Below are 667 nucleotides of genomic sequence, written 5' to 3'. Positions count from 1 at the left end.
ACTCGCTCACCAGCGTGACGTAGCCGACCTCCGCAAGCTTCTCCTGGGCGAGCAAACGAGCCGGGCGCACCGTGCCATCCGTAGCACGAATAAGCTTGCCCTCAGCCACGTACTCCTCATGCTCATCAAGACGAATAACCACATGCGCAGCACGCGCCGGTGCCTTCACCTGTTCTCCGCCCGCGACGAATTGCTTGAATCCGTCAAGCAGGTTATCGCCGGGCAGCGCGCCGAGCATATCCATCAGCCACGGATCCTGGGTGTTAATCACCAAACGGTGCCAACCGTCTTTGCCATAGGTATGGCGGGCAGACTCCACGCGGGTCTTCGGCGTGGCAAGCCTCGCGCCGACCTCATCGAGCTTGGCCTCCGCCGTGCCACACAAGGTCACGCGGGCAGCGTTAGGATCCTCGCAGCGCGCGGCGAGCACCTCAATCCGGGCGAGCACGCGCAGGGAATGGCCAGCAGCGCGGGCGGCCTTGCGGGCCTCAGCAATGCCTTTAGGCTTAGCGCGCCAATAAACGGCAGCCAGCGGCTGAACAAACTTGGCATCGGCAAGCGTTAGGCCGCGGTCACGGAGCTCAGCCACGGTAAGGCCGGCGGCTTCCTTGAGAGAATCGACGCCGAGAGCAAGAGCATCGAAGATCGAGACGGTCATGCCACGGAG

General features: G+C 63.3%; 1 protein-coding gene. It reads right to left on the bottom strand.

The window, feature by feature from the left end; all coding sequences use genetic code 11:
• Positions 1-667: hypothetical protein (locus HMPREF3227_RS13600; protein ID WP_197429528.1), on the bottom strand; the 667-nt coding region annotated here is incomplete at both ends.

This window comes from Corynebacterium sp. CMW7794 (genome assembly GCF_001563605.1).
Lineage (GTDB): Bacteria > Actinomycetota > Actinomycetes > Mycobacteriales > Mycobacteriaceae > Corynebacterium > Corynebacterium phoceense.
This window is presented reverse-complemented; position numbering and strand designations above follow the sequence as displayed.